Annotated in this window: 22 protein-coding genes; 5 read left to right on the top strand and 17 right to left on the bottom strand. The window is 63.6% G+C overall.

Annotated elements, in window-relative coordinates; all coding sequences use genetic code 11:
* The first annotated feature begins 76 nt into the window (after positions 1–76).
* From HV753_RS09025 to HV753_RS09015, 3 genes are all read left to right on the top strand, one after another.
* A complete protein-coding gene (locus tag HV753_RS09025) occupies positions 77–1,588 on the top strand; it encodes a polyamine aminopropyltransferase (RefSeq protein ID WP_175174112.1) in 1,512 nt (503 codons plus the stop codon).
* On the top strand, positions 1,588–3,228 hold the full coding sequence (locus HV753_RS09020; RefSeq protein WP_175174111.1) for an NAD(P)-binding protein: 1,641 nt from the start codon (positions 1,588–1,590) through the stop codon (positions 3,226–3,228). Before HV753_RS09025 ends, HV753_RS09020 begins: the two co-directional genes overlap by 1 nt.
* Before the next feature lie 83 nt (positions 3,229–3,311).
* The gene (locus HV753_RS09015; protein WP_175174110.1) at positions 3,312–4,571 is read left to right on the top strand and encodes an NAD(P)/FAD-dependent oxidoreductase; all 1,260 of its coding nucleotides are present in this window, start codon (positions 3,312–3,314) and stop codon (positions 4,569–4,571) included.
* Positions 4,572–4,585: 14 nt separating this feature from the next.
* Here the strand turns inward: HV753_RS09015 and gabT are convergent, their stop codons facing one another.
* The 9 genes from gabT to HV753_RS08970 are packed head-to-tail and all read right to left on the bottom strand — an operon-like array spanning position 4,586 to position 14,627.
* Positions 4,586–5,890 (bottom strand): 4-aminobutyrate--2-oxoglutarate transaminase, encoded by a 1,305-nt coding sequence (gabT, locus tag HV753_RS09010; RefSeq protein WP_175174109.1) that lies wholly within the window; start codon positions 5,888–5,890, stop codon positions 4,586–4,588.
* A 55-nt stretch (positions 5,891–5,945) separates the two neighbouring features.
* Complete coding sequence (locus tag HV753_RS09005) at positions 5,946–6,164, bottom strand: hypothetical protein (protein WP_175174108.1); 219 nt, start codon at positions 6,162–6,164, stop codon at positions 5,946–5,948.
* Between the two features lie 2 nt (positions 6,165–6,166).
* Positions 6,167–7,864 (bottom strand): hydantoinase B/oxoprolinase family protein, encoded by a 1,698-nt coding sequence (locus tag HV753_RS09000; RefSeq protein WP_175174107.1) that lies wholly within the window; start codon positions 7,862–7,864, stop codon positions 6,167–6,169.
* 11 nt (positions 7,865–7,875) lie between these two features.
* A complete protein-coding gene (locus HV753_RS08995; RefSeq protein WP_175174106.1) occupies positions 7,876–9,906 on the bottom strand; it encodes a hydantoinase/oxoprolinase family protein in 2,031 nt (676 codons plus the stop codon).
* Between the two features lie 42 nt (positions 9,907–9,948).
* Positions 9,949–10,653, bottom strand: a complete 705-nt coding sequence (locus HV753_RS08990; RefSeq protein WP_175174105.1) for a GntR family transcriptional regulator — start codon at positions 10,651–10,653, stop codon at positions 9,949–9,951.
* A gap of 7 nt (positions 10,654–10,660) precedes the next feature.
* Positions 10,661–11,659 (bottom strand): branched-chain amino acid ABC transporter permease, encoded by a 999-nt coding sequence (locus tag HV753_RS08985; RefSeq protein WP_175174104.1) that lies wholly within the window; start codon positions 11,657–11,659, stop codon positions 10,661–10,663.
* A gap of 47 nt (positions 11,660–11,706) precedes the next feature.
* Complete coding sequence (locus HV753_RS08980) at positions 11,707–12,621, bottom strand: branched-chain amino acid ABC transporter permease (protein WP_175174103.1); 915 nt, start codon at positions 12,619–12,621, stop codon at positions 11,707–11,709.
* 9 nt (positions 12,622–12,630) lie between these two features.
* Positions 12,631–13,386, bottom strand: coding sequence for an ABC transporter ATP-binding protein (locus tag HV753_RS08975; RefSeq protein WP_175174102.1), 756 nt, complete (start codon positions 13,384–13,386; stop codon positions 12,631–12,633).
* A gap of 23 nt (positions 13,387–13,409) precedes the next feature.
* A complete protein-coding gene (locus HV753_RS08970) occupies positions 13,410–14,627 on the bottom strand; it encodes an ABC transporter substrate-binding protein (RefSeq protein WP_175174101.1) in 1,218 nt (405 codons plus the stop codon).
* A gap of 209 nt (positions 14,628–14,836) precedes the next feature.
* On the opposite strand from HV753_RS08970, the gene HV753_RS08965 reads away from it, so the two are divergent.
* Positions 14,837–15,571: an ABC transporter ATP-binding protein gene (locus HV753_RS08965; protein ID WP_175174100.1), complete on the top strand. Its 735-nt coding sequence runs from the start codon at positions 14,837–14,839 to the stop codon at positions 15,569–15,571.
* Between the two features lie 85 nt (positions 15,572–15,656).
* Here the strand turns inward: HV753_RS08965 and HV753_RS08960 are convergent, their stop codons facing one another.
* The 3 genes from HV753_RS08960 to HV753_RS08950 form a co-directional block, all read right to left on the bottom strand.
* Positions 15,657–16,451, bottom strand: a complete 795-nt coding sequence (locus HV753_RS08960; RefSeq protein WP_175174099.1) for an ABC transporter ATP-binding protein — start codon at positions 16,449–16,451, stop codon at positions 15,657–15,659.
* A gap of 1 nt (position 16,452) precedes the next feature.
* Positions 16,453–17,343, bottom strand: coding sequence for an ABC transporter permease (locus HV753_RS08955; RefSeq protein ID WP_175174098.1), 891 nt, complete (start codon positions 17,341–17,343; stop codon positions 16,453–16,455).
* 302 nt (positions 17,344–17,645) lie between these two features.
* On the bottom strand, positions 17,646–18,617 hold the full coding sequence (locus tag HV753_RS08950) for an ABC transporter substrate-binding protein (protein WP_175174097.1): 972 nt from the start codon (positions 18,615–18,617) through the stop codon (positions 17,646–17,648).
* Between the two features lie 259 nt (positions 18,618–18,876).
* Between HV753_RS08950 and HV753_RS08945 the strand changes: the two genes are divergently transcribed.
* On the top strand, positions 18,877–19,833 hold the full coding sequence (locus HV753_RS08945) for an aldo/keto reductase (protein ID WP_175174096.1): 957 nt from the start codon (positions 18,877–18,879) through the stop codon (positions 19,831–19,833).
* Positions 19,834–19,857: 24 nt separating this feature from the next.
* Here HV753_RS08945 and HV753_RS08940 read toward each other — a convergent pair whose 3' ends face one another.
* The 5 genes from HV753_RS08940 to HV753_RS08920 form a co-directional block, all read right to left on the bottom strand.
* A complete protein-coding gene (locus HV753_RS08940) occupies positions 19,858–22,302 on the bottom strand; it encodes a TonB-dependent siderophore receptor (RefSeq protein WP_175174095.1) in 2,445 nt (814 codons plus the stop codon).
* Positions 22,303–22,377: 75 nt separating this feature from the next.
* On the bottom strand, positions 22,378–23,346 hold the full coding sequence (locus HV753_RS08935; RefSeq protein ID WP_175174094.1) for a FecR domain-containing protein: 969 nt from the start codon (positions 23,344–23,346) through the stop codon (positions 22,378–22,380).
* Complete coding sequence (locus HV753_RS08930; protein ID WP_175174093.1) at positions 23,343–23,843, bottom strand: sigma-70 family RNA polymerase sigma factor; 501 nt, start codon at positions 23,841–23,843, stop codon at positions 23,343–23,345. The genes HV753_RS08935 and HV753_RS08930 overlap by 4 nt, the downstream gene beginning before the upstream one ends.
* A 78-nt stretch (positions 23,844–23,921) precedes the next feature.
* On the bottom strand, positions 23,922–24,893 hold the full coding sequence (locus tag HV753_RS08925; protein ID WP_175174092.1) for a Bug family tripartite tricarboxylate transporter substrate binding protein: 972 nt from the start codon (positions 24,891–24,893) through the stop codon (positions 23,922–23,924).
* Positions 24,894–25,053: 160 nt separating this feature from the next.
* A complete protein-coding gene (locus tag HV753_RS08920) occupies positions 25,054–26,595 on the bottom strand; it encodes a malonate--CoA ligase (protein WP_175174091.1) in 1,542 nt (513 codons plus the stop codon).
* Position 26,596 lies beyond the last annotated feature (1 nt).

Raw genomic sequence — 26,596 nt, 5'->3', positions numbered from 1 at the left:
GCCATCCTCCCAATTGCGCGCAGTATATACGCGGCGTTCGATATACTGCGAACGCATTTTTCGCCCCGGAACCCTCATGCGCGACCGCGTTCTCATCCTATCGGTATTGATCGTTGCTTCCTGCGGTTTGGGCTATGAGCTCATCAGCAGTGCGCTGGCCAGCTATTTACTGGGCGATTCGATACTCCAGTTCTCTTCCGTCATCGGCTGCTATTTGTTCGCCATGGGCATCGGCTCATGGTTGTCAAAATATGTAAAAGACGAAGACGTTTTGAATCGGTTTATCGACGTCGAACTACTGGTCGCCCTATTGGGGGGAGTTTCCGCCGCCGTCCTGTTCCTGGTGTTCGCGTGGCTGTCGGCGCCCTTTCGCGCAGCCCTGTATGTGGGCGTGTTCCTCATCGGCCTGATGGTCGGCATGGAAATCCCGCTGGTCATGCGCGTCTTCAACCAGCGCAAGGCGGAATTCCGGGAAATCGTCAGCCGTGTGCTGACGTTCGACTACCTGGGCGCGCTGGCCGTGTCGCTTGTCTTCCCGCTGCTGCTTGCGCCCAAGCTGGGCCTGCTGCGCACCAGCTTCCTGTTTGGCATCATGAACGCCAGCGTGGCGCTCTGGACCACCTGGCTGTTTCGCGCCGAAATCCGCCGCCCCGGTGAAAAAGCCATCCGCGCCAGTGTCGTGATCGGCTTCCTGGCGCTGGGATTCATCTATTCCACCTCCATGACGGCGTGGGCCGAAAAGGGCCTGTACGGCGACGACGTGGTGCATGCCGAAACCACGCCCTATCAACGCCTGGTGGTCACGAAGTGGCACGACGACCTGCGCCTGTATATCAACAACAACCTGCAATTCTCGTCGCGCGACGAACATCGCTATCACGAATCGCTGGTGCATCCCGGGCTGCAAGCCCTGCCCTGGGCGCGCAATGTGCTGGTGCTGGGCGGCGGCGACGGCCTGGCCGTGCGCGAAATCCTCAAATACAAGAATATCCAGCACGTGACGCTGGTGGACCTGGACCCCGCCATGACGGGGCTGTTCTCGCGCTCGGAACCGCTGGTCGAACTGAACCAGGGATCTTTGAAGGATCCGCGCGTCACCGTCATCAACGACGATGCCGGCCGCTGGCTGGAAACCCATGCCGAGGTCTATGACTTCATCGTGGTGGATTTTCCCGATCCGTCCAACTTCGGCCTGGGCCGGCTGTACTCGGTGCCGGTCTACCACCTGATGGCGCGCCACCTGGCCGAAAACGGCTATATGGTCATCCAGTCCACGTCGCCCTACTTCGCGCCGCGCTCGTTCTGGAGCGTGGACGCCACCTTGAAGGAAGCCGGCCTGAACACATGGCCGTACCATACCTATGTGCCGTCCTTCGGCGACTGGGGCTTCATCCTGGCCAGCAAGCGACGCGACTACACGCCGCCCGACAAGATCACGGTGCCCACGCGCTACCTGGACTCGGCGACCACGCGCGAATTGTTCCACTTCCCCGCCGACATGCCACGCCTGGCGATGCCGCCCAACCGCTTGAATGAGCAGTCGCTGGTGCGCTATTTCGACGAGGACTGGCGCAAGGTCATCCGCTGATGCGCCGCCGCAGCTTCCTGCTGGGCGCGGCGACGGCGGCGGTGGCCGGCACCGCCGGCTACTACCGGTCGCGCATCATCGAGACCTCGCCCGACGTCCACTATCCGGGCATGCAGGCCGGCCACGCCTTGCGCGATGGCACGGCGCTGCCTGCCCCGTCCGCCAGCACCCAGCACGACGTCGCCATCCTGGGTGCGGGCGTCGCCGGCCTGTCCTGCGCCTGGAAGCTGGCACGGGAAGGCTTCACTGATTTTGTCGTGGTGCAAGGCCCGGAATTTGCCGGCAACGCCGCCGCCGGGCGGCGCGATGAACTGGATTATCCGCTGGGCGCGCACTACCTGCCTCTGCCTTCCCTGGCGTCCACCCATGTGCGCGAGATGCTGGCCGATTTCGGCATCATCGAACGCGGCGCCAACGACGTTCGCCCGTATTACGACGAATCCATCCTGGTGCATTCACCGCAGGAACGCCTGCTGCGCAATGGGCACTGGGAGGACGGCCTGCTGCCCATGACCGGGTTGCCCGAGGCCGATGTGGCGCAGCACCACCGGTTCCTGGCGCTGATCGACCGGCTGCACACGCAAGTGGGCAATGACGGCCGCAAAGTGTTCAGCATTCCCCTCGTGCTGTCGTCCCGCGATCCCGCGTGGCGCGCGCTGGACGCCATGACCTTCAAGCAATGGCTGGAACGCGAAGGCTACACGTCGCCCGCCCTGCACTGGTATCTGAACTACTGCTGCCGCGACGACTATGGCGCGCAATACGACGTCGTGTCGGCATGGGCCGGCCTGCACTACTTCGCCAGCCGCGACGGCCATGCCGCCAATGCCGCCGAAGGCGCGGTGCTGACCTGGCCCGGCGGCCTGGCGGTACTGGCCGACCGCATGCGCGCAGCCATCGACCGAGCGCTGGGACATCGCCGCTGGCTGATTCCAGGCACCGCGATGCGCGTGGACGACACGCCCGCCGGCCCGCGCGTGACCTGCGTCGCGGGCGGCGCCACGCCTGGCACCTACACCCTGCAAACGCGGCGCACCGTTTGCGCGATGCCGCTGTTCGTGGCGCAGCGCATCCTGCCGGACATCCGCGCTTACGGCTATGACCCGGCCGTGCACACCTCATCGCACGCGCCCTGGCTGGTGTCCAACTTCGTGCTCGAAGGCTATCCGCTGGAAGCGCCTGGCGAACCGCTGTCCTGGGACAACGTGGTCTATCAGGGGCGCGCACTGGGGTATGTGGTGTCCACGCACCAACTGTTGCGCGTCACGCGGTCTCCGCGCACGGTGTTCACGGCGTATCACGCGCTTAGCGGGCAAAGCCCCAGCGCCGCGCGGCAGTGGCTGGCCACGGCCAGCCCGCAGGACCTGCGCGACGAGGCCGCCGCCGATCTGGTCGCCGCCTACGGCCGCGAGTTCTGGCGCAATGCGCGGCAACTGGACATTACGGTGCGCGGCCACGCCATGGCCTCGCCACTGTGCGGCTTCTTGAGCAATCCGGGACTGGCCGCGCTGCGCGACGTGGACGGGCCCGTGCTGTTCGCCCATGCGGACTTGTCGGGCTATTCCGTCTTCGAGGAAGCGTCCTGGTGGGGTGTCGTGGCCGCCGGCCGCATCCTGGGGCAAAAGCCCGCGCAGGCCTGAACGCGCCGAGCGCCGATTTTTCTTCTTGGCCCCACGGCGGCGGCCCTACAATTCCCCGTCCTGGCCGCTTCAAAGAAAAACACATGGGAAAGCACGTCATCGTCTTGGGCGCGGGCATCGTAGGGGTGTGCTGCGCGTTGGAGTTGTTGCGCCGTGGCGCCAAGGTCACGCTCATCGACAAGCAAGACCCGGGCATGGAAACATCCCTGGGCAATGCGGGCGTGCTGGCGCGCAGTTCGCTGATGCCGTTCAACCACCCAGGCTTGTGGGGCCAACTACCCCGTCTGCTGAAGAACAACACCGTCCAGTTCCGCTACCGCCCGCAATACCTGGCGCGGAACCTGGGCTGGGCGGCCCGCTTCCTGCTGAATGCACGGCCCGCCGTGTTCCAGGAAACCGTCGAAGCGCTGGACGGACTGATCCGGCTGTCCGCCCCCGAACACCTGAAATTGCTGGACGCCGCCGGCGTACGCCATCGCTTGCGCGACACGGGCTGGGTGTTCCTGTACCGCAGCGAATCCGCATGGAACGGCAGCGAATTGGCGCGCAAAACCTTTGCGCGGCATCAGGTTCCGACCCAAATCCTGAGCCCCGCTGAACTGGCGCAAATGGAACCCGCGCTGGCCCCGATCTTCCATCGGGCATTGTGGATTCAAGGCTCGTATTCCGTGGACGACCCGCACGCCGTGGTCGCCGCCTATGCGGATCTATTCCGCCGTTCGGGGGGAACGTTTCAACACCTGACCGCCACCAGCATCCGCCGCGACGGCTCGCGCTGGACAGTACTGGGAGCCGAGGGGTCGAAATCGCTTTCGGCGGATCAACTGGTCGTGGCGCTGGGGCCATGGTCGAAAGCGTTGCTGAAGACCACGGGCATCAATCTACCCATGGCGTTCGAGCGCGGCTATCACATGCATTACCGCGGCGTGGACGGTGCCAGCGTCAGCCGGCCCATCCATGACACCGGCGGCGGATACGTGCTGTCGCCCATGGCGCGCGGCCTGCGCCTGACGACTGGCGTGGAACTGGACGCCTGCGATGCGCCTGGCAAGTCCGTGCAGTTGGAATTGGCCGAGTCGCGGGCCAGGGAGGCTTTCCCGCTGGGCGAGCGTCTGGACGCAACGCCTTGGCTCGGCCGTCGCCCCACCCTGCCCGACAGCCGCCCGATGATCGGCGAGGCGCCGCGCCACCCCGGACTGTGGCTGGCACTGGGACATCAGCACATTGGGTTCAGCACCGCGCCGGGCACGGCGAGGATATTGGGCGAACTGATGTATGACAGCGGTGCGGAAGGCAGCGAGACGTCTCGTCATCGCGCCTTCCGGCCGGGCCGATTTCTTTGACGCGGCAGCCAGGGTCAGGCCAGTTCTCTCGACTCGGCCAGCGCCTCTTGCAGCGCCGCTTCAAAAATATCCAGGCCTTCCTCCAGTTGCGCGAACGGGATCGTCAACGGTGCCAACACGCGCACGACGTTGCCATATACGCCGCAAGTCAACAGGATCAATCCCCGGTCAGCGGCTGAACGGGTCAGCGCCTTGACGAGCTCCGGCCACGGTTCTCGCGACTCCCGGTCTTTGACGAACTCCACCGCCACCATCGCACCCAGGCCTCGCACATCCCCCACGCATTGAAAACGATCGTCGTCCGACCACGCCTTGAAGCGGCGCGTCACTCGCTCGCCCACTTGTATCGCGCGTTCGGCCAGACTTTCCTCGGCCAGAATGTCGATCACGGCCAACGCGGCGGCGCAAGACAAGGGATTGCCGGCGAACGTGGAGCCCAGTCCCCCTGCGGGGATCTTATCCATGACGCTGGCGCGACCGGTGATCGCGGCAATCGGAAAGCCGCCGCCCAGGCCCTTCGCCATCGTGATGATGTCCGGCGCGACGCCCATGTGCTCCATGGCGAACATGCGGCCCGTGCGGCAAAAGCCGGTCTGGATCTCATCCGCGATCAACAAGATGCCGTGCGTGTCGCACAACTGACGCAGGCTCCTCATCAGGGAAGCGCTAGCGGGATTGAAGCCCCCCTCGCCTTGCACCGGTTCGATGATGATGCCGGCCACCCGTCCCGGATCCACCTCGGATTTGAACAGGGTATCCAGGGCGCGCAAGCTGTCGGCTTCGGTAATGCCCCGGTACGGCGTGGGAAACGGCACGTGGTAGACGTCGGGCACCAGCGGGCCAAAGCCCGCCTTGTATGGCACCGTCTTTCCGGTCAGGCTCATCGTCATCAGCGTGCGCCCGTGGAATGCGCCGGAAAACGCCACGAAGGCCGATCGTCCCGTCGCTGCCCGCGCCACCTTGATCGCGTTTTCATTGGCCTCCGCCCCCGTGTTCACGAGGAACGTCTTTTTCGGAAAGTCGCCAGGCGTCAAGGTGTTCAAGCGTTCGCACAGCGCAAGGTAGCCCTCATAGGGCGTCGTCTGGAATGACACGTGCGTATAGCGGTCCAACTGCGATTTGACCTGCGCAACGACCTTGGGATGGCGATGGCCCGTATTGGCCACCGCAATGCCCGCGCCGAAGTCGATGTAGCGCTTGCCGGCCTCATCCCAGTACTCGGCGTTTTCCGCGCGGTCGATCATCATATCCAGGTGCTGCGCCAGGCCAGCGGGAATCGCAGCCTTGCGGCGTTCGGTGAAAGTCTTGTTCTGGGACATCGTCCCCTCCTCCAGGTAAGTCTGCACCGCCCCGCGACCGCAGGGCGGCGTTGCCTCAAGCCTGCGCCGTCTCAAGCGCGCCTTCGCGCTGGGAAGCGCCATGCCTGGCTTCGCGCTCGCGCGCCCAATCCACGCACCACGATGAGCAGAAAAGACGCCCATCGGGCTCCACGCGCTTTGCCACGTCGTCCTCGGTGCCTTCGTAGATCAGCACGCCGCAATTGACGCACTTGATGTAGCGCTCGATATACAACCCGTTCTGAGAGAACTTCATGCTTATGCTCCTTGATAGTCGTAGTACCGACGCGCCGTGTCGGCCGACACGTAGCCTTCGTTCACGTCCTCTGCCACCGCCTCCGGCGCGCGGGCCTTCGGATCGCCGTAACCACCACCGCCTGGCGTGACGAGACGCACACGGTCTCCGCGCCGGATCACCACATTGGAGTACCGGCTGGAAGAGGCCTTGCCATAGGCTTCGCACATGGTTTCCCATGATTCGCCCCCTGCCTTCTGCACCAGAGTGGCGCCCAGGCCGCCTTCCGTGCCGCCATTCAAGCCCCAGGGCGCGAACTCGTGCCGGTCGGTCATCTGCGAGCAAGTAATGCTCTCGTTCAAGCAAAGCATCTGCTTGGAGTAGCCCACGCCGCCGCGATATTCACCCGCGCCGCAAGAGTCCTGGTTGAACGCCAGGCTTTCAATGCGCCAAGGGAAGCGTGTCTCATACACCTCCACGGGCGTGATGCGGCAATTGCCGTTGATGGAATCCACTGCGTCATTGCCATCGGCAAACGCACGCCCTCCCCAGCCCACGGCTTCCAGGTCATAGCATGCGAAGTACTCGCCGGAATCCGCCGACACGCCGCCGAACACGAAATTGCAGTGCGTGGCGCCTTCGGCCGCCATCACGCGGTTGGGCACGGCCTTGGCCATTGCGCCCAGGATCGTCCCAACGATGCGCGGGTGCGTTTCCGTGTTGCCGCCCACTTCGGGGGCCGGAAAGTCCACGTTGACGATGGTGCCAGGCGGCGCCACGACGCGAATCGGACGGAAGCACCCTGAGTTGCGCGGAATCGACGGGTCCGTCATATGCAGGACGGCGTTGTAGGCGGCCGACGTCGCCACGCCCAGCGTCGCATTGATGGGGCCGGCAGCCTGCGGCGACGATCCCGTGTAGTCGACGATGATCTCGCCGCCGCGCTTGTGTACTTCCACCTGCACCAGATATCTGCGATCCGCGTCGATGCCGTCGCTCTCGATCAGATCGTCAAAGGCGTAGATGCCGTCGGGAATGGCTTCAAGCTCGGCGCGCATGCGGCGTTCGGAATACAGCAACAGGTCATTGACCGTGCTGAGCATCTTTTCCTTGCCATACTTGGCGTAGACCTGCTTCATCTGGCGTTCGCCCAGATCGACCGCCGCGATCAAGGCACGTAAATCGCCGTAGTTGCTGCGTGGCGTGCGCACGTTGGCCAGCAGCAGCTTCCAGACATCGCGGTTGTCCTTGCCGCGCGACTTGATCTTCACCGGCGGAATGCGCAGGCCTTCCTGGAAGATTTCCGTCGCCTCGCCGCAGAAGCCGCCCGGCGCCATGCCCCCCACCTCGGCCAGGTGGCCGATGGCCACCGCCCAGCCCACCATCTCGCCCTCGACGAAAATCGGCTTGAAGAAGGTATGTTCCGGCGTGTGCAGGCCGCCCCGGTACGGGTCATTGTGCAAGATGATGTCGCCGTCTTCCAGCTCGTCCAGCGGCATTTCCCGCATGCACGACTTCACCAGCAGCGGCATGCCGCCGATCTGCGCGGGGCAATAGTCCGCCACCGCGATCATGTCGCCATTGCGATCCGCCAGGCCGCAGGTGAAATCCAGGGCTTCGTTGAAGATCGTCGAGTACGACGTCTTCATGAGCGTGATGCCCATTTCCCGGCAGATGGAAACCATGGTGGATTCCAGGATGTTCATCGTTACCATATCCATCGTGGTACTCCTTATGCCGAAATGATCAGGTTGCCGAACGGATCCACGCGCAACGTCTGGTTCGCGCGCAGGATCGTGACGGATGCGCTTTCCTCGATGACCGCCGGCCCAGTCACGACGTGGCCTTGCTTGAATGTCTCGCGGTCATAAGTAGGCGTATCGATCCAGCCTTCGTCGAGCCGCACGCGGCGGCTGCCTGATGCGGGCGGGCTGCCTTCGCCGCGAGCAAGCTCGCGCAGCACCGGTTTCTCGGACACCGCCACGGCAATGACTTTCAGGTTGACCATCTCGATGGTCTCGCCCGGGATGGCGAAGCCGAAGCGGGCTTCGTGCTGCTCATGGAAGCGCGCCCATAGCGCCGCGACGCTGGCATCGTCGAATTCGTCGCCATCCAGCATCACCTCCAGTTCGTGGTTCTGGCCCAGATAGCGCGCCTCGACCGACCGGTACACCTCCACGCCGCTGACATAACCTTGCGCATGTAGTTCGCCCACGGCGTCCTGCACCAGGGATTTCATCGCCGCCGTGACGCGCGCCTGCTCGAAGCGCGTGGACACCTGCTGCACCGTGCGATGCCGGTCCACCCGCGCATCGGTCATGATGAAGCCGAAGGCCGAAAACTGACCCGGATAGTTCGGCACCATGCCCTGCGGGATGCCGCTGATTTCCATCAGGTCGCATATATGCACCGGCCCCGCTCCGCCCGAGGCCACCAGCGTGAAATCACGCGGATCCAGTCCGCGTTGCAGCAATACCGCCCGCAACGCCCCCAACATGTTGTTGTTGGCGATCTGCACCATGGCGTAGGCGGTCTGGTCGACTTCCATGCCAAGTTCACCGGCAATGCGGGCAACCGCGCGGTGCGCGGCCTCGGCATCCAGCTTCATGCGGCCGCCCAGAAAATAATCGGGGTTGATGCGGCCCAGCACCACATTGGCGTCGGTCACGGTGGCGTGCTCGCCGCCCCGGCCGTAGCAGGCCGGCCCCGGATCGGCGCCTGCCGACTGCGGCCCCATGCGCAACATTCCGCCCTTGTCGATCCAGGCAATGGAACCTCCGCCCGCCCCGATCGTGTGGATATCGATCATGGGCACCTGGATCGGCAGCCCCCATTCGATCTCGAAGTTGGTCGTTACGTTCTCCATGCCGTCCACGACCGTGGAGCAATCCGTCGACGTTCCTCCCATGTCGAAGGTGACCAGGTTGCGCAGACCCGTCAATTGCGCCACCGCGCGGGTAGCGACCACGGCGCCGGTAGGCCCCGACAAGGTCATCTGCACGGGCGCGGCCGCAGCGCCCTTCAACGTCGATTCGCCGCCATTGGACTTGATGACACCCACCTTGCCACCGACGCCGATCTCGTCCAGACGCTTTTGCATGCGTTCAAAATTGCGCGAGACAATTGGCTTCAGATAGGCATCCGCAATCGTGGTGGATGCACGGTCATACTCTTTCCACTTGGGCAGCACGTCGTACGACACTGACACCGGCATGCCAGGAAGCTCCTCGGCAAGGATCTCGCGGATGCGGTGCTCGTGCGCCGGGTCGATATAGGAAAACAAAGTGCAGACGGCCACCGCTTCGATGTCGCCGCTTTCGCGAATGCGCGCCGCGACGTCACGCACGACAGCCTCGTCCAGCGCCTGCACGACGTCGCCGCTTGCCGACAGCCGCTCCGCCACTTCATAGCAGTCCGCGCGCTTGACCAACGGCTTGGTCTTGATCCAGGTGATGTCGTAATGGCTGCGGCGGTCTCCACGCTGGATGAAGGGCACGTCACGAAAGCCCTGCGTCGTGATGTAGGCGACCTTGGCGCCACGCCGCGTCAGCAACGCATTGGTCGCAATGGTGGTTCCCAGGCGGATCTTGGATACGGAATCCAGGTCCTGGTGTTGAGAAAGCCCTTGCAGGACGCCTTCGATCGGCTCCTTGGGGGTAGTCAGGTTCTTCCAGTTCCGTATGGCGCCGGTCTCAGCGTCATACGAGACAAAGTCGGTGAATGTGCCGCCTATGTCGATACCGACGATGTTGATGTCCTGCATTGCTTTCTCCCTTGAATTCCGCCAGAGCGAGCTGGCGGTGAACTAGTGATCGCTATAGGCAGCCGCGATCCGGCGCCAGGAATCCTGGATGTGGTCACGCAAGGCCTTGGCCGCTCTGTCCGGGTCACCCGAGGCGACTGCGTCGACGACGGGATAGTGGTCAACGGCCGCCGCTTCCAGGCTTTCAAAACGGTGTTCCACAAGCGTGATGAATATCTGCACTTCGGCATGCAGATTGTTGAAAGCCCGCAACGTCTGTGTGTTGCCGGACAATTCACAAATACGCTGATGAAAGCCGATGTCTTTCTGCACCAGCTCCATCTCCTTGCCCGCGTTGGCGGCTTCGACCATGCCGTCGACCATCTTGCGCAGGCCCTCGACATCGGCCGGCGTGATGCGCGTCAGCGCCTGACGGACGGCGAAATCCTCCACCATGGTCCGAAACGAGAACACGTCTTCGATGTCCTGCTTGGTGAATGACCGCACGAACGTCCCGCGCCGTGGCGAAGACACCAACAGGCCACGCTCCTCCAGCTTGCGGATCGCTTCGCGGATGGGATTTCGGCTGATGCCCAAGGTGCGCGCCAGCTCGGCCTCGTTGATGCGCTGCCCGCCTCGCAGCCGCCCCGACACCAGTTCGCGGAACAGGTGCTCCGCGACCTGATCGGACAGCATGCGGCTATCGATCAGGACGTTGCTGAGCAGCGGTTCATCAGGGGATGCCGTGTGCGGATAGGACGAAGTCATAAGTGGTTTATTCCTGTTTTTCAGACCGTGCCGGCCAGGTGAACTCGCGTCCACCCATCAGGCCTTCTCGCCGGTAAATGAGGATGAGCAACATCGCAGCGGCCAGCACCAGTTCCTGGGCGCCGCTTGGCAACGTGAATTGTGCTCCTCCCAGCGAAACGCCGCTTTCAAACTGGCGAAACACATCGATGACCAGTTGCACGAATACCACCCCCACCACGGCGCCAGCCAGGCTGCGCATGCCCCCCACGACCAGCATGGCAAGCGTGATGAATGTCAGATTCAGGAAAAAAGAGTCGACCGAGATCGTTCCCACGAAGTGCGCCTGCAAGACGCCCGCCATGCCCATGACCGCGCCGGACAAGGTGAAGGCGATCAGGCGGCTGCCGTACAACGACACGCCAGCCGCTCGCGCCGCGACTTCGTCCTCGCGCGCGGCCCGCAACACCAGCCCCCAGCGTGAACGCTGGTAGACGTACGCCGCCAGGATGCTGATCGTCGCGGCGCCGAAGGCCACGCCTGGCGTCACGAAGGTAGGCAGGCCCACGACCGAGGCGGTGCCCATGGTCACGCTATCCCAGTTGGAATACACCACGTTCAGGATGAACAGGATCGCCAATGTGGAAATCGACGCGGCCAGTCCCGACAACCGCATCAAGACCAGCCCGACGATGAAGGCGGCCACGGTGGCGGCAGCGACCGAAGTCGCCGCCGACATCCATACCGGCAGCGACTGCCCCAGCAGAAAGTCCGGCAAGCCCGACATGACAATAGGCTTCAATGCTTCGCAGCAGGTTTGCCACGCGGCGGCATACGCCGCTACCGCCATGAACGAAACCTGGCCAAACGAAACAATGCCGGAGTTGCCGATGAAGATGTACATCCCCACCACGGTGACGATGCGGATCAGCGCCAGGATCACGCTGCTTTGCAAAGACAGGCTGCCGTATTCGGCGGCCAGCAGACTGGCCAGCCCCAGCGGCACGACCAGCGCAAGAACCGGCATGGCGCCTTGCCATCCACGGCGTTGATTTGTAGCAGGTTGAGCATGTATCACACGCGCTCCCGGTTGGCACTGGTGGCAATCAGGCCCGACGGCCGCCACAGCAGCGTCAGGATCACAAGCGTGAAAACGCCGGCATCGCGGAAGGGCCGCAAATCCGCCGGCAGGTAGGATTGCAGCAGCACGCTGGCCGCGCCCACCAGGAATCCGCCGAGCGCCGCGCCCGGCAAGGACCCCATGCCACCGATGACGGTCGCAAAGAATGCATAGATGACCGGCATCATGCCCATGCGCATGTCCAGCGTGCCCGTCTGCATGATGAGCAACAACGACACCGTGCCCGACAACAGGCCGCTGACCGCGAACGCCACGGCAATCACGCGATTGGCGGGCACGCCCAGCAGCCGCGCCATCTGGAAATTCTCGGCCGCCGCGCGCATCTGCACACCGATGGATGTCCGCTTCAGGAACAGCACCAGCGCCACCAGCAGCACTGCGGTCACCCCCATCGTGAGCAGTTGCGTGCCCGGCAGCCGTAGTCCCCCGATATCGATCGCGCGCCCCATCCCGCCGCTGATGTCGATGGATTTCGGCCGCCCGGTATGCACCAGCATGATCAGGTGCTGAAGAAAGTAGCTGACGGCGAACGACGACACCAGCAAGGTCGCCGGATTGGTCTGACGCAGCGGCCGGAACGCGATGCGTTCGGTGGCCAACGCCAGGATGACGACAGTGAGCAATACCGCAATGACCATCAGCGGCGCGGGCAACGCGCCAAAAAGCAAGGGCGGCGCAACGCTGGCCGTGGGCACCACCAGCGCGTAGGCGCCCACCGTGATGTAGTCGCCCTGAGCAAAGTTGATCAGGCGCATGATGCCGAAGACGAAGCCGATCGCCAGCGACACCAGCGCATACAGGCTGCCTAGTGCTGCGGCATCTACCAGGGTTTGAATGAAGCTCATCATGGCGGGCTCCTAGATGTGCAAGGCCGGGTTGTCGGACTTGTGGCCCAGGTAGGCTCGCCGCACCTCCGGGTCCGCCTGGATTTCCTGCGGCGAGCCTTCGGCCAGGCTGCGTCCGCCGTCCAGCACGTGGATGCGGTGGCACGCGCCCATGATTACCTGCATGTTGTGTTCAATCAGCAGCACGCCGCAGCCGAAGCGGCCAGGAATCCCGGAGATCAGATGCATGAGGTCTTCGCATTCGGCGTCGTTCATGCCAGAGGCGGGCTCGTCCAGCAGCGCGAACGACGGTCCCAGCGCCAATGCGCGGCCGATGCCGATACGCCGCTCATGGCCATAGGACAGGCTGTCGCAGCGTTGGGCCGCCAGATCGCCGCATCCGATCCAGTCCAGAACTTCGAGCGCGCGCAGCCGTGCCGGACGGCTGCGCAAGCCGCTGCCCAGCGCCGCGACCATCAGGTTTTCAAGCACCGTCAGATCCTTGAACAGCCGACCGGCCTGGAAGCTACGCGCAATGCCGGCGCGCGCCGCGCGGCTGGGGCCGGATTCGGCCACGGGGCGGCCCGCCAGCCGCACGGTGCCGCGCGTGGGCTGCTGAAAGCCGCTAAGCACATTGACCATGGTGGTCTTGCCCGCGCCGTTCGGCCCAATCAGCCCGAATACCTGGCCGGGCGCAATCGTCAGATTCACCCCGGACAATGCCGAGATGCCGCCGAACGTCACATGAACGTCACGCGCTTCCAGCATCGCTGCTGTGTCGATGGACATCATCGTTTCCCTGGCCATCGTGCTCAGGCGCCCACCCGGAACAGCAACTTCAAATCCGGCGTGAACTGATTGCGGTACATCTCCACGGCACGGAACGACCCGTCCTTGACGGTCATGATGAGCCATGGCCGATTCACCTGCACGTGCAGATCCTTGGTGTAGCTGGTGGGGCCCACCAGGAACGGCTGGTCCTTGTATCCGTTCATCACCGCCAGCGTCTTGTCCGAGTCCGTACTCTTGGCTTCGGTCACGGCATGCGCCCATTGCTCGATCAGGCTGTAACCCAGCACGGAATAGGAAGACACTGGTGGCTCACCCCAGCGCGCCTTGAAGGCCTGAACGAACTGGTTCATTTCGGGGCGGGGATCGTCGCCGTATAGCGACATGAAGCCGGGCAGATAGAAATCCTTGAGGTTCGGCACAGCGTTAAGCCAATAGTTGTCCACCATGGCGGTCGTACCCAGGATGGGCATGTCCAGCCCGGCCGCGCGCAGTTGCCGGATGGCGGACGCCCCGCCCGGCGTGTAGCTGCACAGGAAGACCGAATCTGGCTTGTTCTTCAGGCCTTGCAAACGGGTGATCTGCGCGGCGATCGACGGGTCGTCATTGCGAAAAACATCCCCGCCCAGGATGCTCTCCTTGCCATTGACACGTGCCCAGGCCGCTCGGAATCCCGCGCACCCGGACTTGTTGTATTCAATGGAGACGTCCTCCAGCACATAGGTGGTTTTCAGCCCCAGCTTCTGCTGCGCGTATTCGGCAATGGCGATGCCTTCGGATTGGGCCGCGCTATTGGCGGTGAAGGCGAAATTGCCCACGCCCTGCACGCCCATCTTTGGATCGGCCGCGCAAAGACTCATTGAAATGATCTTGGCTTTCTGGGCAGCCAGCGCCGCCGGTGCGCCAAAGTCGTAATCGCACGACACCACCAGCATGTCCACGCCAGACTGCACCAGCTCAGCCCCGGCGCTGGCGGATCGCTCGCGCTCGGTCTTGGTATCCAAGACGCGGTACTTCACCTCGCGCCCCAGCAATCCGCCCGCCTTATTGATCTCGTCGATTTTCATGACGGCCGCACGAAACGGCGCGGCGTCGTAGTTGTGCAGCCAGCCAGACTCAGCGATGGCAAAACCGATAACGATGGGTTTGTCGGCGGCATGCCCTGCGCCGCTGCTGAGAACTCCGGCGCCGAGGACTGCCGCCAGACGAAGAAACTTCAGAAATTTTGACAACGTGCGCATCACTTCCCCTTGCGGAGTGCGCTCTTGGTCGCACCCCGGTTGTGTTTATGAATCACGACTCAATTTCTGACCACTGTTAACTGAAGACTGTGGACAGTTTGAATCTTGATCTTTAGAATTTGCAGCGTCAACCCGATTCATCCTAGTAACTTCCCTTACCCGGCTCTGGCAGCGCATGCGCTGGCCACGGTCTTCCCAAGAGGTGGTTCATGCTGGAAATCAAGGATCTGCACGCGGCCTATGGCCGTCTGGCCGCCCTCAAGGGAGTGGACATCCAGGTGCCCAAAGGCGGCATCGTCTTTGTGGTCGGGCCTAACGGTGCGGGGAAGTCCACCCTGTTGAAATCCATCGCCGGATTGGTCAAACCGGTGGGCGGCTCGATCGACTTTGAAAGTGTCCGCATCAATGGCCGCGCGCCTGAACGTTTATGCCGGGATGGACTGGTGCTGGTGCCCGAGGGCCGCCACATCTTTGGCACGTTGACGGTGGAAGAAAACCTCAAGCTGGCCATGAGCGCCCGCAAGCACAAGGCCGAGGCCGCTGCGGATCTGATGCAGGCGCTGGACGCCTTTCCCATCTTGCGCGAACGCTACAAGGGCGCGGCCGGCTATCTGTCAGGCGGCGAACAGCAGCAATTGGCGATCGCGCGCGCCATGCTGCTGCGGCCCCGTCTCTTGATGATCGACGAACCGTCATTGGGCTTGGCGCCCCTGGTCATTGATCAGGTCTATGACAAGCTGAGAATGTTGAATGCTTCGGGCATGACGTTGCTGGTGATCGAACAATCGACCGCCCGCGTCATGGATCTGGCGACCCACGTCTATGTGCTGCGCAATGGCAAAGTGGCGCTGGATTGCGACGCGCGTCATATCGGCGACGGCCGCGCGCTGGAGAATGCGTACTTCGGTTATGAGGCGGCGCAAGGCGTGGCGGTAGCAGCCTGAAACGCCGCCCCACCCTCAAGAAAAAGCGCCCGGCGCACACCCCTGGTGGGCATGCGCCGGGCGCGTATTCCGCCAATGCCGGGAATCAGCCCAGCAACAAGGCGTCGTCCGACAGTTTCTCGCCGCGTACGCGCTCGAACATGGCCAGCAAGTCTGGCACATCCATGCCACGGCGTTCGTCGCCGGACACGTCCAGCACTACCTGGCCTTGATGCAGCATCACGGTTCGGTCGCCCACGTCCAGCGCCTGGCGCATGCTGTGCGTGACCATCATGGTGGTCAGCTGATTCTCGGCCACGATGCGGGCAGTCAGTTGCAACACGAAGTCGGCCGTGCGCGGGTCCAGTGCTGCGGTGTGTTCGTCCAACAGCAGGATGCGAGACGGCTGCAAGGCCGCCATCAGCAAGCTGACCGCCTGGCGCTGACCGCCTGACAAGAGGCCGATGCGATCCGTCAACCGATCTTCCAGACCCAGGCCCAGCGTGGACAGGCGTTCACGGAAACCGTCCTTCATCGACGCCTTGACCGCGCGGCTGTAGCCGCGGCGCGCGCCGCGCATCTGCGCCAGCGCCATGTTTTCTTCGATGGTCAGGTCTTCGCAGGTGCCCGCCATGGGGTCTTGGAACACGCGGGCGACCCGGCCGGCGCGGGCCCAGACGGGCTGGCGCGTGACGTCCACGCCGTTGATGTCGATGCGCCCCGTGTCGATGGGCAGGTCGCCCGACACGGCGTTCAGGAACGTGGACTTGCCGGCGCCGTTGGAACCGATGACGGTCACGAACTGGCCCGACGGAATATCCAGCGACAGGCCGCGCAGGGCGCGGGTTTCGATGGGCGTCCCGGCGTTGAACGTAATTTTCAGGTCTTGTGCGGACAACATATCAGCGCCCCTTCTTGCCGACCAGGCGGCGCTTGAGCATGGGGATGACCAGGGCGACCGTGACCAGCACCGCGGTGACGAGGTTCAAGTCTTGCGCCTTCAGGCCGATGAAATCGCTATTCAGCGCCAAGGCGATGAAGAAGCGGTAGACGATGGCGCCAATGATGACGGCAAGCGTCGCCAGCACCAGCTTGCGCGAGGGCAGGATGCTTTCGCCGACGATCACCGCGGCCAGGCCGATCACAATGGTGCCGATGCCCATCGAGATGTCCGCACCGCCTTGCGTTTGTGCGAACAGCGCGCCCGCCAGGGCGACCAGCGCATTGGACAGCGCCATGCCGCCCAGGATCATGCGGCCGGTATTGACGCCTTGTGCGCGAGCCATCCGGCCGTTGGAGCCGGTAGCGCGCACGGCCAGGCCGGTCTGCGTGGCGAAGAACCAGTCCAGCGCCAGCTTGGCCAGGATCACGATCACGATCAAGATCAACGGACGGGCGACGTAGTCGGAAATCCAGGCGGGCTGCAAGATCGTGAAGACGGTGGATTCCGTGATCAACGGCACGTTGGGCTTGCCCATGATGCGCAGGTTGACCGAGTACAGCGCGATCATCATCAGGATGCTGGCCAGCAGATCCATGATCTTCAGCTTGACGTTCAGCCAGCCGGTCACCAGGCCCGCGGCCGCGCCAGCAAAGGTGGCGATGAGGGTGGCCAAAAACGGGTCGGTGCCCGAGGCGATCAGCGTGGCACAGACGGCGCCGCCCAAGGGGAAGCTGCCGTCAACGGTCAGGTCGGGGAAGCGCAGCAGGCGAAAGGAGATAAACACGCCCAAGGCCACCAGGCTGAAGATCAGCCCGATCTCCAACGCGCCTAACAACGAGAACAATGACATGGGTCAAATCCAATCAGGGTAAGGAAGGTGCATATTAAAGACTTGAAACGTCGGATTTCTTGCGTTTGGGGGTCAGTTTTACCCGAGCTTTCGCAATAAACGTTTCCCGGCCCGTCATTTTCACTTGTTTTCTGCCAAAGCGTCTCCGCGCGTGTCGGCCGGGCCGCAAGCGGAGTCGTTCAGGACCGTTCAGGGAGCAAAAACGCCACGGGCGGACAGGCGCCCCGGCAAGGCATCTAAAAAAACCTAACAAAAACCCCGCGCACGCCGGATAGGCGTGGCGGGGTCCGTGCGGAACCGCTTTACTTCACGACCACCGCAGCCGACTTGATGATGGCATCCGACAAGGTCACGCCTTGCTTGGCGGCAGCGCCCGGATTCACATACAGCTCAAGCTTGGAGATGGTTTCCGAGGGAATCGCGCCCGGCTTCTCGCCCTTCAGGATACGCACGACCACCTTGCCCGTCTGCACGCCCAGATCGTGGTAGTTGATGCCCAGGGCGGCAATGCCACCGCGCTTGACGCTATCGGTGTCCGAGGCGATCAGCGGGATCTTGGCGTCGTTGCCGACCTTCACCAGCGATTCATACGCGGACACGACGTTGTTGTCGGTGTTGGTGTAGATGACGTCGACCTTGCCGATCAGGCTGCGCGCGGCCGAGGCCACGTCGACGGAACGCGGAGCGGCGGCTTCAACCAGGCTCATGCCCGACTTGGGCAGGATTTCCTGAAGCTTCTTCACGACCACGACCGAGTTGGCTTCGCCCGGATTGTAGACAATACCGACGCGCTTGGCGTTCGGAACGATCTTCTTGATCAGTTCCACTTGCTTGTCCAGCGCCAGCAGATCGGACACGCCCGTCACGTTGGTGCCCGATGCGTCCATGCTGGCAACCAGTTGGGCAGCAACGGGGTCGGTCACGGCGGAATACACCACCGGCACGTCCTTGGTGGCGGCCACGACGGCCTGGGCCGACGGCGTGGCGATGGCGACGATCGCGTCGGGCTTGTCGCCGACGAACTTGCGGGCGATCTGCGCGGCGGTGCCGTTATTGCCCTGCGCACTTTGGTACTGCCACTTCAGGTTCTTGCCCGGCTCGTAGCCAGCTTGCTTGAGGGCGTCTTGCACCCCGTCACGCACGGCATCCAGTGCCGGGTGCTCGACGATGGCGGTGATCGCCACCGACTTCTGCTGCGCGGCCACAGGCGCGGCGATAGCCATCGCCAGCGCCATGGCGCCAACCGTCAGAAAATGTTTTTTTCCGATCAGCATACGTAAGCTCCTTGAACCCTTGGTAGTTGTTCGTTTAGGGGGTTGTCATGATTACGGCCGGGTCGGCGGCTTCCCGTCGGTTGCGCTGGCCGTAAAGCCGTATAGTCTAACTTGCCGCCAAGCAAAAGAACTTGGGGGGAATCCCTGAAATGGTGCATGCCAGGACTCGCATGCCCCAAGCCGGGGCGCGCGGCGCCAATATACTAAATCGGCGTGGCCGCCCTTCCCGCTGCCCGCTGCCGCATCCAAAGGCCACACCATGATCAAACGCGCTCTGGGCCGTTCCGGCCTGCAAATTCCCCCACTCACCTTCGGCGGCAACGTCTTCGGCTGGACCGTCGACGAGGCCGGCACGTATTCACTGCTGGACGCCCTGGTCGACGCGGGCCTGAACTTCATCGACACCGCAGATGTCTATTCGCGCTGGGTCCCGGGCAACCAGGGCGGCGAATCCGAAACGCTGATCGGCAAATGGTTGAAGCGTTCCGGCAAGCGCGACCGCGTGCTGATCGCCACCAAGGTCGGCATGGAAATGGGGCCCAACGCGCAGGGCTTGGCGCCCGCCTACATCCGGCGTTCACTGGAAGCCTCGCTGACTCGTCTGCAAACGGATCATGTGGACCTGTATCAGTCGCACAAGGACGATCCCGACACGCCCTTGACCGACACACTGGGCGAATACGCCAAGCACATCGAATCCGGCAAGGTGCGCGCCATCGGCGCGTCAAACTACACGGCGGTGCGCTTGTCCGAAGCGCTGATCTCCGCCGAACGGCACAACCTGCCGCGCTACGAGAGCATTCAGCCGGAATACAACCTCTATAGCCGCGAGCCCTTTGAATCGGGCTTGCAGAGCCTGGTGAAGACGCAGCAGATGGGCACCATCAACTATTACGCCCTGGCCAGCGGCTTTCTCAGCGGCAAGTACCGCAGCGCGGCCGACGTGGGCAAGAGCGCGCGCGGCAAGAAGATTGTCGACACCTACCTGAACGACCGCGGCTTGCGCATCCTGAAGGCGCTGGACGAGGTGTCCGAAGACGCCGGCTGCACACCCGCGCAAGCGGCGCTGGCCTGGCAGATCGCGCAGCCCGGCATCACATCGCCCATCGTCAGCGCCACCTCGATCGCTCAGCTGGACGAACTCGTCAAGGCCGCCAGCCTGACGCTGACGCACGACCAGCTGACCCGGCTGAGCCAGGCCAGCGAGTGGCGTTGAGCGCCAGGCGTCGAACACTGCCCCCTAGAAGCGCTGTGTCAACGTGACCAGCGCGGTTCGGCCTTCACCATAGAAGACCGAGTTATAGAAGCCCATCGAGCGGTAGTACTTCTTGTCGGCCAGGTTGCGCACGTTCAATTGCACCTGCGTCTTGTCCGAGAAGTTGTACTGGGCCATCAGATCAAACAGCGCATAGGGCTTTTGCACAATGGAACCGGATTGCAGGCCGTAATACGTCTGTGCGCTGGTCTGGCTCTGCCAGCGCACGCCGCCGCCCACCGTCAACTTATTCCACGCGCCGGGCAGCCGGTACGCCGTGCTTAGCTTCAGCAACTGCTCCGGCTGGGTGGTCTGCACCTTCTTGCCATTGTTGTCCTTGGACTGGCGATACGTGTAGCCCAGGAACACATTCCAGCCCGGCATCACTTCGCCAGCCAGCTCGGCCTCGAAACCACGGGTGCGAGTGCCGTCCAGGATGTAGTACCAGCCGTCGTCGTGCGCATAGTCGTAGCCGCCATACTCGGCCACATCCTTCTGATCGGTCTGGAACACCGCCACGGATGCATTCAGGCGGCCGTCCAGGTATGACGCCTTCAGGCCCGCTTCGTAGTTGTGGCCATACGCGGGCCCTGCCATGTCCCACGTCTGCGTCTTCACCATTTGCGGCTGGAAGATGTTGGTGTAGCTGGCGTAGGCCGTGTAGGTGTCGTTCAGGTCATAGGTGACGCCCACATAAGGCGTGACTTCGGAATACGTATGCGAATAGCCCGTCACGCCCGCGCTGGTCTCGGTGGATTCCCAACGAGTCCAGCGGGCGCCGGTCAGCAAGTGCAGCCGCTCGGTCAAGCCCAGGCGCAACGTGCCGTAGACGCCCGTCTGCTTGTTGCGGTTGGTTTGCGACAGCGCCAGGATGTCCCAGTTTGGCGTGGGCCAGTCGCCCGTCCAGTGGTTGACGTCAGGAATGGGGTACGTTGCCTGATCGGAGGTATCCCAGCTTTGGTTCCATGCCTTGATGATGGAATGGGAGAAACCCACATTGAACTGGTGACGCCGGCCAAAGGCATTGAAGTCGCCGTCCATGGAGCCGCCGTAAACATCCTGATCACTGCCGCCCACGAACTTGCGCAGCAGCGGCGGCGTCGAGAAGCCGTCGATCGTCACAGGCACGTCGGACGTGAACAACAACGGCGCATCGAACTTGTTTTCCAGGCGCGTATACGACAGGCGCGCGTTCCAGCCATTGGCGAAACCGTGGTCGATCTGCGCGAAGTACTCGTGGGAATCCGTATCCCAACGCGACCACTTGGCGCCCATGGCCTGCCCCTTGGGCCAATCAATCGGCTTGCCGTTGGCGTCCAGGGCGGGCAAGCCGCCCCAACTGATGCCGCTGGGCCGCGTGCGCTGCACCGAACCGCCGATGCTGACGGTGGTGGCGTCCGCCACGTCCGCCTCGATGATGCCGTAGAGCACATCGCGCTTTTTCTTGTAGAGGTCCATGGTGTCGCCGCGCCGTTCCTTGGCGCCGACGATGCGCCCTCGCACCGAGCCGGATTCGTTGAACGGCGTGGACAGATCCACTTCGCCACGGTAGGTATCCTCAGTGCCGGCCGAGAGTTTGACGTCGCCCTGGAATTCGCGCGTGGGACGCTTGCGGATGAAGTTCACCGAACCGCCGGGGTTGCCGGTGCCGCTCATCAGGCCCGTGGCGCCGCGAATGATCTCCACGTGGTCGTAGATGACCGGGTCCAGGTTGCCGTCGCCGAACTGGTACAGGCCGTTCAGCGGCTTGACCACGCCGTCGAACTGAAACGTGTCCATGGAAAAACCGCGTGAGTAATAGGTCAGCCGCTCGGACTCCGCCTGCTGCACGTTCATGCCCGTGGCGTTTTCCATGACGTCGCGCACCGACGTGATGGATCGATCGTCCATCTGCTGCCGGGTCAGCACGCTGGTCGACTGTGGCGTCTCGCGCTGCGACAGCACCAGGCCATTGGCCGACCGCATCCAGTCAGCGGTGTACAGCCCGGTGCCTTCGGTGGTGGCGCCCGCCCCCAGCACCACCACGGGAGCGAGCTGGGTGGCCGATTCGCCGCCCGCGCGTTGCAGCAGGTAATCGTTATCCGACCGGCGCACGGCCTCAAGCCCAGTGCCCGCCAACAGTGCGGCAAAGCCCTGTTCCACGCCGTACCCGCCTTGCAGGCCGGCGGTCTCCATGCCGGCAGCCAGCGCCGGGTCGAAGGACAGCAGCACCTGGGTCTGCTGGGCAAAGCTGGACAGCGCCGTGCCTAAAGCGCCCGGCGGCACATTGACGGAGTGGCGTAGCGACGCAGCAGCGTCCACAGGTTGGGCTTGGACCGAGGCCGGCGACAATGCGGCGCCGGCCATCGCAGCCAGCACCAGCGCGGCAAAAGCCTTCATGCGCAGGCCCGCTGGCGCGGCATGGTGGGAAGGAAAAAAGGGCAGAGACATATCGTTGGGTTCCAGGCGAAATCATTCGTTGCTTCACCCGTATGCCAATCGAGAATGCAAAAGTGACAGAAGAAATCAGCTTTTCGCGCGCAGCACCACCCAATATCGCGTGTAGCGGTCGGCGCGCACCGGCAGTGCGCGCTCGATGGCGGCCAAGATGCGGTCGGTGTCGCCCAGCGGGAACGATCCTGAAATGCGCAGTCCCGCCACGGACGGATCGCATACCAGCCTGCCCTTGCGGTAGCGGCTCAATTCATCGGTGAATGCGTCCAGCCGCATGCCATCAGCGAACAGGGCGCCCCGCACCCAATCGTCGGCGTGGGGCGCCGGCCTCGCCGCCCGCACGGCGCGTTCATCGAAATAGGTACCTGTGCCCGCTTCGATCACGCGGGCGGCATCCTTGTCCGCCCTGGCCGGTTCGATCCTGACGGCTCCTTCAGTCACGGCCACCCAGGTTTCGCCGTCCAGCAGCCTGACGACAAATCGCGTGCCCAGGGCCGTGATCCGGCCCATTGGCGTGGCGACCACAAGCGGCCGAGGCGGGATCATGGGATCGCCATGGGACGCAATATGCAGTTCCCCCCGGCGCAGCACGACCAGGCGCTGCACGTCATCGAAACGCATGTCGGCCGCGCTGTCGGTGTTCAAGATAAGCGCGCTGCCATCGGACAGCGTGGCGTTGCGCCGTTCGCCAACCGCCGTGCCGAAGTCCGACGTCCAGGCACGCCAAGGCAGACCCGCGGCAGCCAGCCCGCCCGCGCCCAGCCCCAGCGACAGCATCTTCAGCGCCTGACGCCGGCCACGCGACGCCCCTCGGTCCAGCACCGCCAGGCCTGCCTGCGGCTCAACCTGCCCGAATTGGCGCCCCAGCATCTCCACGCGCTCCCAGGCCAGCCGATGCAAGGGACTGGCATCGATCCAGCGGCGACAGGCGGCGTCATCTTCAGCGGTCACCTCTTCGGCGCCCAGACGCACGAACCAGATGCTGGCTTCGCGGATGACCGATGGCGGCAACTCCGCCCGGCCGGTCGCGCGCCCGCTCACCAGGCCGCCAGGCAGTGCTGCATGGCGCGGGCCAGATACTGGCGCACCGAACTGACGGACACCTGCATGCGTTCGGCGATCTCGCCGTGGCGCAGCCCTTCCAGCTGTGCCAGCAGGAACGCCCTGCGCACCTTGGACGGCAAGCCGTCAAGCAGGCGGTCGATCTCGATCAGCGCCTCCAGCGCCAGGGCACGCCGCTCGGGTGACGGCGCCGCCGCGTCCTCGACCAGCGCCAAGCTGTCCAGATAAGCGCGTTCTATGTCGCGCCGCCGGAACAGATTGACCATCAGTCCGTGCGCAATCGTCGTCAGATAGGCGCGCGGCTCGCGCAAGACCCGCGCGTCGTCGTCGCGCACCAGCACTTTCAGATAGGTATCGTGGGTCAGGTCGGCCGCGTCGAACGGGCACCCTGTCTTTCTGCGCAGCCAATCACGCAGCCACGATTGATGCTGGATGTAGAGCCCCTCGATGGGGGCTGGGGAACCGCTCTGATTCATGGCATTCGACGGATCGGAAGACAAACTTACCAATGATAACGATTATCAATAGTAATTGAAATCCGATCCGCGAGTGCATCAATCCAGCTTCACGCCGGAATCCTTGACCACTTTGGCCCAGCGATCCACCTCGCTGTCGACGAATTTTCCAAAATCCGCGCCCGTCAGCGTGGGTACCGACGATCCGTTGCCGGCCCAGGTTTCCTTGATCTTCGGCGTATTCAACGCCTTGGTGATTTCGACGGCCATTTTGTCGACCGCCTCTTTCGGTGTGCCCGCTGGCGCCCAGATGGCGTACCAGGTCGACACAACGTAATTGGGCACCCCCGCCTCGGCAGCGGTGGGCACATCGGGTAACGATGCCGAACGCTCGCTGGCGGCCACCGCAAGAGGCTTGATCACACCCGCTCGAATGTGACCCGAAGACGAACCCAACCCATCAAAGGCCAAATCCACCTGGCCTCCGATCAGGGCCGATAGCATCGGACCCGCGCCTTGGTAGGGCACGTCCACCAGCTTGATCCCGGTCTGCATGGCGAATAGCTCGCCGGCCAGGTGGTGCGTGCTGCCCTTACCGGCCGTGCCATAGTTGATTTCGCCCGGATGCTTCTTGGCGTAGTCGATGAATTCCTGCAAGGTCTTCACCGGCAGTTTGCTGGCGTTGATGACCACCACCTGCGGCGGCTGCGCCACCAGGGCAACCGGCACGAAGTCCTTCTGGATGTTGTAGTTCAGGCTCTTGTACAACGATGGAGCCAGCGCATGGTGCGCGCCGCCCATGAAGAACGTGTAGCCATCGGGCCGGGCCTTGGCGGCCACGCCTGCGCCCACCGTGCCGCCGGCGCCACCCTTGTTGTCGATCACGACCGTCTGCCCCAACTGCATGGTCAGTTGCTGGGCCAGCGGACGGGCGAAGGTATCCGTGCCCCCGCCTGCGGGGAACGGGACGATCAGCGTGATGGGGCGCTCGGGCCATTGCGCAGCGGCCGTGCCGCCGAAACCCAGGGCTGCCACGGCGAATAAGGCCGCGGCTGTCGTGCGATATCTCATATTGTCTCCTCTTGCTGCATCTTGGGGACGGCGCGATTTTGTGCGTCTCGTCTCTTGAAATTCTTATGGAATGAAGCTGCCAGAACGGCATGACGTTGTAGGGGGATGACCTCCTTGGATAAAAAATGCCGGCCCCATGAGACCGGCATTCTGGATGGCGTCAAAGTGCCTTGTAGGTTTCACGCAGCACGTTCTTCTGCACCTTGCCCATGGTGTTTCGCGGCAACTGCTCGATGATATGCACGCGCTTTGGCACCTTGAAATTCGCAATGCGCGACTTCAATTCAAGCTGCATCGCTGCCGCGTCCAGCGACACGCCGTCCTTGGGCACGACCACGGCCACCACGGCCTCGCCGAAGTCCGCATGCGGCACACCAATCACCGCCGATTCCGCCACGCCGGGCATGTCGTCGATCAGGGTCTCGATCTCTTTCGGGTAGACGTTGAAGCCACCAGAAATAATCAAGTCCTTGCTGCGGCCCACGATGGACAGATAGTCGGCCGGCACGTCTCGCCCGGCGGATTCCCCGCCCCAGCGGCCCACGTCGCCCGTCTTGAACCAGCCGTCTTCCGTGAATTCCTCGCGGGTTTTTTCCGGCATGCGCCAGTAGCCCGAGAACACGTTGGGCCCGCGCACCTGCACGTTGCCGATCTCGCCCGGTGCCAGCGCGATGCCGGTATCGTCCACCACGCGCACTTGCACACCCGGCAGCGCGCGGCCCACCGTGCCAGCCAGGCGCTCGCCCAGCTTGGCATCGTAGGGGTTGGACGTCAGCATGACGGTTTCGCTCATGCCGTAGCGTTCCAGGATCGCGTGCCCGCTGCGCTTCTGGAAGTCAGAGAAGGTCTCGGCCAACAACGGTGCCGACCCCGAAATGAACAGGCGCATGTTGGCGCAGGCATCGCGGTCGAAACGCGGGTCCGCCAGCAGGCGCACGTAATACGTCGGCACGCCCATCATCACCGTGCTTTGTGGCAGGTAACGCAGTGCCTGGTCGGCGTCCAGCTTGGGCAGCCAGATCATCTTGGCGCCGGCCAGCAAGGCCCCGTGCGACGCAACGAACAAGCCATGTACGTGGAAGATCGGCAGCATGTGCAGCAAGACGTCATCCTGGCGCCAGCCCCAGTATTCATGCAGAACCTGCGCGTTGGCGGCCAGATTGCCGTGCGACAGCATCGCACCCTTGCTACGCCCAGTGGTGCCGGACGTATACAGGATGGCGGCCAGGTCGTCGGGCTTGCGGCTCACCGTCTTGAAGGTCTGCGGCAAGCCACCCGCCGCGGCCAACAGCGTGCCCGTACGGTCCTCGTCCAGCGTGTAGACGTGCGCGCAACCGGCCTTGTCGGCGGCGCGCTGCACCCAATCCAGGTTCTTGCTGGCGCAAACCACCACGGCGGGCTCGGCGTTGCCCAGGAAGTACTCGATCTCGGATTCGCGGTAGGCGGTGTTCAGCGGCAGATACACCAGCCCGGCGCGCAACGTGGCCAGGTACAGCAACAGCGCTTCCGGCGACTTTTCAACCTGAACCGCCACGCGCGCACCCGCCGGCAGCTTCAACGACGTCAGCAGATTGGCCAGGCACGCCGTGGCGCGGTCGATGTCATCCCACGTGTATTCCAGGTCGGGCGTTTCCAGCGCGACTTTGCTGCGATCTTTGGGAAAGCCGCCTTGCAGGACGGCATAGAGGTTGGCGTTGCTCACC

This window comes from Achromobacter pestifer (genome assembly GCF_902859625.1).
Classification (GTDB): Bacteria; Pseudomonadota; Gammaproteobacteria; order Burkholderiales; family Burkholderiaceae_B; genus Achromobacter; species Achromobacter pestifer.
This window is presented reverse-complemented; position numbering and strand designations above follow the sequence as displayed.